The organism is Trinickia sp., assembly GCF_035492435.1.
GTDB lineage: Bacteria > Pseudomonadota > Gammaproteobacteria > Burkholderiales > Burkholderiaceae > Trinickia.
Window position 1 is genome coordinate 1 of the sequence record NZ_DATJJF010000022.1, and the last position, 9,428, is coordinate 9,428.

The 9,428-nt window shown below is 60.8% G+C and carries 11 protein-coding genes; 5 read left to right on the plus strand and 6 right to left on the minus strand.

The window, feature by feature from the left end:
• Nucleotides 1–654: MFS transporter (locus tag VL598_RS01865; protein WP_325325000.1), on the plus strand; the 654-nt coding region annotated here is incomplete at its 5' end.
• Nucleotides 655–803: 149 nt separating this feature from the next.
• Here VL598_RS01865 and VL598_RS01870 read toward each other — a convergent pair.
• Nucleotides 804–2,090 (minus strand): MFS transporter, encoded by a 1,287-nt coding sequence (locus tag VL598_RS01870; protein ID WP_325325001.1) that lies wholly within the window; start codon nucleotides 2,088–2,090, stop codon nucleotides 804–806.
• A 339-nt stretch (nucleotides 2,091–2,429) separates the two neighbouring features.
• Here VL598_RS01870 and VL598_RS01875 point away from each other — a divergent pair, with 339 nt between their 5' ends.
• Complete coding sequence (locus VL598_RS01875) at nucleotides 2,430–3,071, plus strand: TetR/AcrR family transcriptional regulator (RefSeq protein WP_325325002.1); 642 nt, start codon at nucleotides 2,430–2,432, stop codon at nucleotides 3,069–3,071.
• Nucleotides 3,072–3,091: 20 nt separating this feature from the next.
• The gene (locus VL598_RS01880) at nucleotides 3,092–3,679 is read left to right on the plus strand and encodes a DUF1415 domain-containing protein (RefSeq protein ID WP_325325003.1); all 588 of its coding nucleotides are present in this window, start codon (nucleotides 3,092–3,094) and stop codon (nucleotides 3,677–3,679) included.
• Between the two features lie 27 nt (nucleotides 3,680–3,706).
• On the opposite strand, the gene VL598_RS01885 is transcribed toward VL598_RS01880, so the two are convergent.
• A complete protein-coding gene (locus VL598_RS01885; RefSeq protein WP_325325004.1) occupies nucleotides 3,707–4,543 on the minus strand; it encodes an SAM-dependent methyltransferase in 837 nt (278 codons plus the stop codon).
• Nucleotides 4,544–4,914: 371 nt separating this feature from the next.
• Between VL598_RS01885 and VL598_RS01890 the strand changes: the two genes are divergently transcribed.
• Nucleotides 4,915–5,241: a DNA-binding protein gene (locus VL598_RS01890; RefSeq protein WP_325325005.1), complete on the plus strand. Its 327-nt coding sequence runs from the start codon at nucleotides 4,915–4,917 to the stop codon at nucleotides 5,239–5,241.
• Nucleotides 5,242–5,256: 15 nt separating this feature from the next.
• On the opposite strand, the gene VL598_RS01895 is transcribed toward VL598_RS01890, so the two are convergent.
• Complete coding sequence (locus VL598_RS01895; RefSeq protein WP_414718639.1) at nucleotides 5,257–6,393, minus strand: methyltransferase; 1,137 nt, start codon at nucleotides 6,391–6,393, stop codon at nucleotides 5,257–5,259.
• Between the two features lie 346 nt (nucleotides 6,394–6,739).
• Between VL598_RS01895 and VL598_RS01900 the strand changes: the two genes are divergently transcribed.
• Entirely contained in the window at nucleotides 6,740–7,321 is a 582-nt protein-coding gene (locus tag VL598_RS01900; RefSeq protein ID WP_325325006.1) for a hypothetical protein, read from the plus strand.
• Nucleotides 7,322–7,415: 94 nt separating this feature from the next.
• Here VL598_RS01900 and VL598_RS01905 read toward each other — a convergent pair whose 3' ends face one another.
• The 3 genes from VL598_RS01905 to VL598_RS01915 are packed head-to-tail and all read right to left on the minus strand — an operon-like array spanning nucleotide 7,416 to nucleotide 9,196.
• Nucleotides 7,416–8,090 (minus strand): DUF799 domain-containing protein, encoded by a 675-nt coding sequence (locus tag VL598_RS01905; RefSeq protein WP_325325007.1) that lies wholly within the window; start codon nucleotides 8,088–8,090, stop codon nucleotides 7,416–7,418.
• Nucleotides 8,091–8,093: 3 nt separating this feature from the next.
• Nucleotides 8,094–8,459 carry a DUF4810 domain-containing protein gene (locus VL598_RS01910; protein ID WP_325325008.1) on the minus strand — a complete coding sequence of 122 codons (366 nt, stop codon included), beginning with the start codon at nucleotides 8,457–8,459 and terminating at the stop codon, nucleotides 8,094–8,096.
• 59 nt (nucleotides 8,460–8,518) lie between these two features.
• Entirely contained in the window at nucleotides 8,519–9,196 is a 678-nt protein-coding gene (locus VL598_RS01915) for a CsgG/HfaB family protein (protein ID WP_325325009.1), read from the minus strand.
• Between the last annotated feature and the right edge of the window lie 232 nt (nucleotides 9,197–9,428).

The window sequence follows — 9,428 nt, forward strand, 5'->3', positions numbered from 1 at the left end:
TTTACCGTGCTTTTTTCCATGCACCGGCGGCGCTCGCTCGTCGGCCTTGCACTGATGACAGCGCAAGCCTTTTTCTACAACGCGATCTTTTTCACCTATGCGCTCGTCCTGACCGACTTCTACCACGTGAGTGCCTCGCACGTCGGCTGGTATCTGCTGCCATTTGCACTCGGCAATTTTCTCGGACCGCTGGTGCTCGGGCACGCGTTCGATGCGATCGGCCGACGGCCCATGATCGCCTTTACTTACGCCATCTCGGGCTTGCTGTTGACGGTGAGCGGCTATTTGTTCGAAAGGCAGTGGCTCGGTGTCGTTGAGCAGACCGTCGCCTGGTCAGTGATTTTCTTTTTCGCCTCTGCCGCGGCGAGCTCGGCCTACCTGACCGTCAGCGAATCTTTTCCGCTCGAGATCCGTGCCCTGGCCATTGCCATTTTCTACGCTTTCGGCACCGCCCTCGGGGGCATCACGGGGCCGGCGTTTTTCGGCTATCTGATCGACACGCATGAGCGCAGTGCCGTGTTCCTTGGTTATCTCGTCGGATCTGCACTGATGCTGATCGCCGCCGTCGTTGCCGCGATCTGGGGCGTCGATGCCGAACGCAAGTCACTGGAACATGTCGCTTTGCCGCTGTCGGCCCTCCGCGAGGACGAATAAGTGCGTGGGTGGGACACGTCGCCCGGCCCGCATGTGCATCGGCCTGGCACCGTTTGCCCCTCCATCCCAATCTACGCAGGGACGGGGCCGCAACGCCGCCGCCCAACGCAACGCGTGATGCAACGGCTCAGCCTGGGCGTCAGGCGAGGTCAGGCCACCGCGCCGACGTTGGCCAGGGCGCCACGCCGATGAATGCGCAACACGACGAGCGCGGCGACAAGACACAATCCCCCCGAAATCGTCGACGCGACCGTGTAAGTGCCGAGATCGGCACGCAGCACCCCCGCCCCGAACGCGGCGAACGCCGCGCCAAGCTGATGGCCTGCGACGATCCAACCGAATACGACAGGCGCCGTCTGCCGGCCGAACACGTCGGTGGTGAGACGAACAGTCGGCGGAACCGTCGCGATCCAGTCGAGCCCATAGAAGACGGCGAAAACCGGTAGGCCAAACAAATGGACGCCGAACGCGTGAGGCAGATACATCAACGAAAGACCACGCAGCGCGTAATACCAGAACAGCAACACCCTGCTATTTAAGCGATCGGACAGCCAGCCCGAGAGTGTCGTGCCGATGAGGTCGAAAACGCCCATCGCAGCGAGCAGCGACGCACCCTGCACTTCGCTCATTCCGTAATCGCCGCACATAGCGATGAGATGGGTACCGATATAGCCGTTGGTGCTCGCCCCGCAGACGAAAAAGCTGAAAAAGAGCAGCCAGAAATCGCGTCGCTTGCTCGCCGACCACAGGGTGCCAAAGGCAAGCGCGATCGGATTCTGCGTGGCGCTCGCCACGGCTTGCGGCGCATCGGCCGGCTCGCCGTACGGGCGCAGCGCAATATCGGCAGGACGCTCCGGCAGCAAGAGCGCGACTAGCGGCAGCGCGGCCGCAGCGGCGAGTGCGACGATGAGCACGACGGGGCGCCAGCCGTGATGCTGCGCCACCGAGGCTAACATCGGCAGAAAGACGAGCTGTCCCGTCGCCGAGCTTGCAGTCAGCATGCCCATCACCAGGCCACGCCGCTCCACAAACCAGCGGTTGACGATAGTCGCGGAGAGCGTCAGCGCAGCGACGCCCGTGGCGCCCCCCACCATCACGCCCCAGACCAGCACCATCTGCCATGGCGCCGTCATCATCGACGAAAGCGCCACGCCGCCAGCCATCGTCGCGAGCGCCGAGAGCAGCGTCGGCCGCACGCCGAAACGCTGCATCGCAGCCGCCGCAAATGGCCCGGTCAGACCGTACAACGCAATGTTGACCGAAATGGCCAGCGAGATGGTGGCGCGGCTCCAACCGAACTCGCGCTCAAGGGGCAGCATCATCACGCTTGGTGTCGCCCGCGTGCCCGCCGCCGTCAGCAATACCAGGAAGACGACGGCCGCCACTAGCCATCCGTAATGAATCCGTGATTCGACGCGTTTTGCTAGCCAGTTCATCGGCATTCCTGTTGTTGTCGCTGGCGGCACGGTGTCGTTGCCGGTGGTCGAGTTGATTATTGAACGTCTCGGGCTGTCCGCCCACGTCACTTCATTGTTACCAACCTGTCACATTCTGAGTTGCCATCGTAGTTACTGACCAGTAACATGTCAAGCAATGTGGATGCACCGAATGCGCGTCTCGGCCGATGGGTCTCGAGCATGGGCGTTCGCAACCGCTGCTGGTCACCCGCCGACAAAGACGGCGCGCGTATTGCGCGCCACGCAGTGCCAATTCGAGGCGCCGGCATTGTCGGCCGGGCGTGAATAGAGCCAACCTGATTGAACGCAGATCAAGCCATGAGTCAAACCGATGCCGCTAAACCCGGCTCGCCGCGCTCGCGCCCGCACACTGCCGGCCCGGCCGCACAGCAATTACTGCTGCGCGCCGCGGGCGAGCTGTTTTACCGCGAGGGGGTGCGCGCCGTGGGCGTCGACGCCGTTGTCGAACGAGCCGGCGTCAACAAGATGAGCCTTTATCGGCAGTTCTCTTCGAAGGACGACCTTGTCGTCGCCTATCTCGAGCAGGCCAGCGAAACGTTTTTCGAGCGTCTCGACCAAAGCCTAAACAAGCACCCTGGCTACCCCGTACGGCAACTCGCCCAATACTTCACGGACCTGACGGAACGCGCGTCTCGAGAGGGATACCGCGGCTGCCCGTTTGTGAACGTGTCGGCTGAGTTCCCCGATGCCAGCCATCCGGCGCGGCAATGCGTTGCTCGGAACAAGGCTCAGTTGATGGAACGGCTGACGGCGCTTGCAAGTGCCGCCGGTGCGAACGATCCTGAGGAATTGGCCAACGCGCTGGCGCTCTTGATCGAAGGTATTTACGCGGCGAGTCAGACATACGGCCCAGGATGCGGCCCAATCAAAAGCGCGTCGCGCGTGGCCGCGCAACTCGTCGCTGCTGCTTGCGGCGGCTCATCGACACAATCGGCTTAGCCGCAAGAGGAACAATCGTCATGCCGTTCAGCCCGGCTAGCGCCAATGCGGCGCACCCCGACGCGTTCAACGCGACCGTTATCGGCCACACGCAGCACTGGCTCACACGTGCCGTCATCGGGCTCAACCTGTGTCCATTCGCCAAAGCGGTCCATGTGAAGCAGCAGATCCGCTACGTCGTGAGCGAAGCACGCGATCTCGAAGGCGTGCTGAGTGATCTTGAGGTCGAGTTAAAGCGACTCGACGCAGCCGACCTTGAACATATCGACACGACGCTCGTCATCTTGCCGCACGCGCTCGCCGCCTTTGTCGAGTTCAACGATTGCCTGTTTTTTGCCGAACGGCTTGTAACGCAGCTAGGCCTCGCGGGGACGCTGCAGGTCGCGAGCTTTCACCCGCACTACCAGTTCGAAGGCAGCGAGCCGGACGACATCGACAACTACACGAACCGGGCGCCCTATCCGATCCTGCACCTGCTGCGTGAAGCCAGCATCGCTCGCGCGGTCGACGCCTTTCCCGATGCGGCCCTGATCTACGACCGCAATATCGAGACACTGCGCCGCCTTGGTCACGAAGGCTGGCACCAGTGGATGAGCGACGGCGAGTGAGGCGCTTTGGGCGATGAGCGCTCTTTGTCAGGTCGACACGAAGAACCGTTCGCGCAACTCGTCGAGGCCTAGCGTGCCGAGCACTTCGGCAAGCCGCTCGGCGGGACGCCGACGCGGCAGATTCTTGTACTGAGCGACGATCAGCTCGTTTTTCATCGAATGCTCCCATCCGACCAGCTCGGTCACGCTCACTTGATAGCCATGCGCCTCCAGCTGCAAGCAACGCAGCACGTTGGTCACTTGGCTGCCGAACTCGCGAGTATGAAGTGGATGGCGCCAGATTTCAGTCAGTGCATTGGCGAGCGATTTCCCCTTGTTGCGACGAAGCACGCCTGCCACTTCCGCCTGACAGCACGGAACGACGACGATATGCCCCGCCTGCTTTTGCAAAGCAAAGCGAATGGCATCATCGGTCGCGGTATTGCAGGCATGCAGGGCCGTGACGATATCGACCGTCGAGGGAAGTTGCTCAGACACGATCGACTCGGCCACCGACAAATTCACAAACGACATGCCGTCGAACCCTAGCCGCGCTGCGAGCTCAACCGATTTGTCCACCAGATCCGCACGGGTTTCGATGCCGTAGACGTGCGAGCTGTCGCCCGGGGGCAGGCCTTTGTAGAAGAGGTCGTACAAGATGAAGCCGAGGTACGACTTACCCGCGCCGTGATCGACAAGCGACACGTGTCCTTTTTCGCGATGGACCTCTTCGAGCAGGGGCTCGATGAATTGAAAGAGGTGATAGACCTGCTTGAGCTTGCGACGGCTGTCCTGATTCATCTTGCCGTCGCGCGTAAGGATGTGCAGTTCCTTGAGCAGCTCGATCGACTGATTCGGACGGACTTCGTATGACTTTTCGGACATATGGGGAAACAACCTATGGCGATTTTGCACCGAGCGTGCGACAGGCTACAGAACAACTGGCTCAGGAGCGTAAGTTTACCGAAGTTGGCGCAGGGCGACGCCTGCCCTCGCTGGTGGAACGGTTCATGCTTCCTCGTCGCACGCTGCGCCCATGTCATCCATGTAGCCGGCGCCGCACGACGAAGGCCCGGCGCAACCGGCAGTACCGCTGCGGCCAGCGCACAACGGGGTGATGCGTCAACGCCCCGCAGACGGGTTGCGCGTCGCCCGTTACGTTACCCGTCACCGGCTCTCGTAACGTCTGCGCGTAGGGATTGGCGCGTTTGAACTGCGTCAGGTGCAAGGACCAAGTTGAAGAAGGAACGACAGGGATGGCTACGATACCCAATGGAGACGCCGAGCAGAAGTTTCAGGCGATGCTCGCCACGCTCCTCGCGGCGCCAACCGGCTGGTCGGAAAAGCAGCAGTTGGAACTCGAAATGGCACGCGAGATCTCGGTCGAGATGCTACGCCTCGCGGAATCGTTGCGTGATTCGAACGATGCCGGGCTGGAGACGCTACTGACGTTGCTCAAGTACGCGAAAGTCATCGACTTTATTCTGACGACGCTCGCCTCACGGCGAGAAATTCGCCCGCAGACGCTGCGCGTCATTTTCAAGCTCGCCGGGCTGAAAGTTGACGAAGCCTATCCGGGCTAATCTCGACGTACTCGCTCAAACGGCAAGACGCCAAAGCGACGTCACTTCGGCCACTCTCGCACGGTAGAGCGGATCGCTCGCGTCCGATGCCTTCGGATGCTGAGGTCGTATTTCTTCGCGCCCGACGATCGATAAACCTGCTTCATCGATCATCGAAAGCAACGCCGCGCGCGTGCGTAAGCCCAGGTGCTCAGCGAAATCCGACAGGATCAGCCACCCTTCCCCACCCGGCTCCAAATGCTCGGCAAGCCCGCCGAGGAAACCGCGCAGCATCTGACTGGCGGGATCGTAGACGGCCCGCTCGATCGGCGAACTGGGACGCGCCGGCAGCCACGGTGGATTGCATACGACAAGCGGCGCGCGGCCTGGGGGAAAGAGATCGGCCTTCACGACATCGATGCGCGCCCCGAAGCCCAGGCGCACGGTATTGTCACGCGCACAGGCAAGCGAGCGCTCGTCGTTGTCCGTCGCGACGATGCGTTCAACGCCGCGTTTTGCGAGCACGGCGGCCAGCACGCCGGTACCTGTGCCGATGTCGAATGCCAGTGTCGTCGAAGGCAGCGGCGCGCGTGCAACAAGCTCGACATACTCGCCACGCACCGGCGAGAAGACACCGTAGTGCGGATGAATCCGCTCCCCATCGAGCGCGGGGATCGCGACGCCCTTCTTGCGCCACTCATGAGCGCCGATCAGCCCCTGAAGCTCTCTCAAAGAAACGACTGAAGGCCCATCCGATGGACCGTAAGCCTCGAGGCAGGCCTCGCGCACATCGGGGGCTCGCCGCAAGCCGATGCCGTAGTCGGCCTCGAGCGGAATCAGCAGCATGCCCAGCGTGCGCGCACGTTGCGCCTGAGCCTGCCGATGCAGATTGAATGCGTCGAGCGGTGCGTCGGCCGTCTTGCGAGGCTTGCGATCGATGCGACGTGCCATGGCCTGGAGCAATTGGCGCGCGTTATGGAAGTCGCCGCGCCAAAGCAGTGCGATGCCTTCGCAGGCCTGGCGATAGGCGGCGTCGGCCGTGGTGCTGTCGTCGGCAATCGCTACGCGCTTAGGTGCCGGCACGCCGGCCTCCGAGCGCCAACGTGCGCGATGCGAGACGCCCGCCTCGGTCCAGACGATCTCGTTCTCGGAGTGAGGTAAATCGGTATTCACGACAGATCGTTTAGCTAGTCAAGGCCTTGTCCGACGGTCATCGAAAGACGCGCGCGGGCCGGCCCATGTGATTTCATTGGGATGACACGATACTCCGCTTTGCCCCGCGCGCAAGGAAAAAAACGCGCACTGAACTGACTCAAAGAACAGAGCGCGGTCTCCTCGCAACGTGTCGGCCTGGCCAACCAAGTCGGCACTTCGTCCGATTTCCTTTGCGTCGGTGCGCGAACTGGCCAGCAACGGCTGTAATGGATGCGCGGGGCAGGTTTCTCGATACGCCGCTCATGCGGACGTATCGCAGAGCATCGCCCCGCTTCCCCGTTCAACGAAACAGGAGAGAGTCGGAATGACGGAAACAGTCACAATCGGCGATGCTTTGCCCGTCAGTCAGTACTGGGGATGGCAAGGCATCTACGGCAGCATCCTGCCGGACAACGTCGACGAACCGAAGCCAATCGGCGATGCTCCGCCCGTCGGTCAGTACTGGGAAGGGCAAGGCGGCATCTACGCCGGCATCATGGCGGACTACGTCGGACACGAACCGAAGCATTTGATTTTTTCGGTCGATGAAGCCACGGATGTGTTGTGGGGCGGCTTTGCCCATGAAGAGCCGCAAGCACGCAGCAATTGGGACGGCGAGGCGAACACAAGAGCCCTCCTCTCATCGCGGCGACAGCACCCGGCCGCAACGTGGGCCGACAACTATGAGAAAGACGGCCATACCGACTTCCATCTACCGTCGCGCCTGGAACTACAAGTCGCCTCCGTAACCATTGCGGATCAGTTCGACCAGAACGACTGGTACTGGTCGAGCACAGATCGCGACAAGGCGATGGCGTATGGCCGGAATTTTTCCGGGGTAGACATGAAACATCTGTTCAAGTCCTTTACCGGCCGCGTGCGGGCAGTACGGACCATTCCCGCCTGAGGCTCATCTGAGGCTCACTGGCCAACCCGCGCAGGCGCAGTGATTCAACGTTGCGCCTGCGTCTTACGCGTGAAGCAGGGGCGGGTTAGTTGGTTCAGTCCGTTCCGAATTTGGGAGAACGCGGTCCGTAAAGCAGACCGTCGGGCGGGCCAGCATGAAGAAGACGCTCGCTCGCCAACTTGGCGACGTCATGGCTTTTGTCCGTGAGCGAGTGCGCAATCTGCTTGACGGCTGCTTGCACCAAAGCGCCAACGAGGCCCACACTAATGTTCACGTCCGTCCCCACCTCCTCGCCATTTGCACGGCCACGCCCTTCCCACAAGATGTCTCCTGTCCGCAAGTCGACGAGTTTGGCCGACGCTTCGACGACTGTCTTGGTATCGAGCACCTGATATACGGACCCATATTGTTTCACCGTCGAATAAAGAGCGGCATCGGCACCGAATATCTCACGCAGCTTCGAAGGCGCGACATCTTGTATGTCCGCCGGTGCGGTTAATCCGTTTTGTTTGAAGGTTTCATCCATCACGGCAACCGGTACAACGTAGTAGCCGGCTTCGGCCACTGGCTCAGTCATCTGAGACAGCACGCCGTAGGTGGCGCGCACATCCGAGGTTTCGTTGATCGGGGGCAAAAGCAGTACGGAGCGTGGCTTGCTGTTCTTGAACGCCGTGTAATCGCGGTGCTGCGTCACCGGCGCGGCGCAGGCGGCTAGAAGCCCGAGCATCGATAGGATAGACGCCAGCTTGAAGGAAACGAGATTGACCATGGTTCATCGATTGATGTCGTTGCGCGGCTTTTTCAGCATGAAATCCATATAGGTCGAGGACTCGGGAAAAAGCTGCTTCTCGGCAGCGAATGCTTCCTCGGCTTGCTGATACTTTTCTGTGCTGGCGTAGAGCATTCCGAGATGCGCATAAAAGCCGGGGGGCGGCACCTCGCCCTTCGCTCGAATCTTTTCCAGCGCGTTTTCCAATGCTTGAATTTGGGCTTGAGGTGCGCTGGTGCCCTTGAAGTATTCGTAGACCTGCGGCTCGTAGCCGGTCCACTGATAGAGCGGCGGCGTGCTGTTTGTCGCGCATCCCGCAAGTGCGCTGACGATGCTCAGCGCCGCCGATAGCCATATGCTTTTTTGCATGACGTGCAACTCGTGCTTGCCGATTGACCGGTATGCGTTGTGAGAGGAGACCATCATCCCTAACGCAGCGCTTTGAGCGTGCCAGCGTCGACCTGTTCGGCGAGGCGGTTCACGGCTTCTTGCATGGCCAAGTCGAGCACCTTGCCGTTCAGCGTTGAGTCATAGCTCGCCGTGCCGCCGAACCCGATGATTTCCCGATTCGAGAGAGTGAATTCACCCGCACCTTGGCTGGAGGTGACGACTTCCGACGTCGTTGTATCGACGACATTGAGGCTCACTTTTGCATAGGCAACTTGCTGTTTTCCGCGCCCTAGAATGCCGAACAACTGCTGATCGCCGACTTCCTTGCGGCCAAATTCGGTGACGTCCCCGGTGATGACGTAGTTGGCGCCTTTCACGGCTTGTTGTTTTTTCAAGTAACCGGATTCTTGTCGGATCTCGTCCAGGTTCTCGCGATCGAGCACGTTAAAGCGCTGACTTTGCTGCAAGCGAGTGATGAGGATCGTCTTGGCCTGACTGCCTAGACGATCGATGCCGTCAGAGAAGATGCCGCGCAGATAGTTCGAACGGTTGTCGAACTTGCCGACCGAGATGGGTATCGGCTTGCCTGTGTAGGCGGTTTGGGCGCTGCTGATTGCAGGTGCGGTGATGGCTCGTGACGATTCGGTGGCGCAACCGCTCAAGGTGGCGGTGATCGTGGCTGCGATTAGCAATGCCGATGTTGCGAATGGTTTCAAAAGCAGGCCCTCGGGTTGTTTTTGGTCGAGAGCGTGCAGTTTCGTTGATGGGGCGACGATCGAATGGGGATACGCTTGAAAATAGGACGGAAGGAAGGTCGGGGTATCTACGTCCCTAGACGTGAGGCGAGTTGGAACTTTAGTCGCCCGCCTGGCAGATAGACTTCAGACGTGACGCGGTAACGATGGTTGTGGGTGATCGATGAACCACGCGCTCGAGCCGTCGAGGCCG

Bases quoted from the DNA above. Each gene is read 5' to 3' on its own strand.
- VL598_RS01870 (WP_325325001.1), bottom strand. From the start codon at position 2,090: ATGAACTGGCTAGCAAAACGCGTCGAATCACGGATTCATTACGGATGG.
- VL598_RS01875 (WP_325325002.1), top strand. From the start codon at position 2,430: ATGAGTCAAACCGATGCCGCTAAACCCGGCTCGCCGCGCTCGCGCCCG.
- VL598_RS01880 (WP_325325003.1), top strand. From the start codon at position 3,092: ATGCCGTTCAGCCCGGCTAGCGCCAATGCGGCGCACCCCGACGCGTTC.
- VL598_RS01885 (WP_325325004.1), bottom strand. From the start codon at position 4,543: ATGTCCGAAAAGTCATACGAAGTCCGTCCGAATCAGTCGATCGAGCTG.
- VL598_RS01890 (WP_325325005.1), top strand. From the start codon at position 4,915: ATGGCTACGATACCCAATGGAGACGCCGAGCAGAAGTTTCAGGCGATG.
- VL598_RS01900 (WP_325325006.1), top strand. From the start codon at position 6,740: ATGACGGAAACAGTCACAATCGGCGATGCTTTGCCCGTCAGTCAGTAC.
- VL598_RS01905 (WP_325325007.1), bottom strand. From the start codon at position 8,090: ATGGTCAATCTCGTTTCCTTCAAGCTGGCGTCTATCCTATCGATGCTC.
- VL598_RS01910 (WP_325325008.1), bottom strand. From the start codon at position 8,459: ATGCAAAAAAGCATATGGCTATCGGCGGCGCTGAGCATCGTCAGCGCA.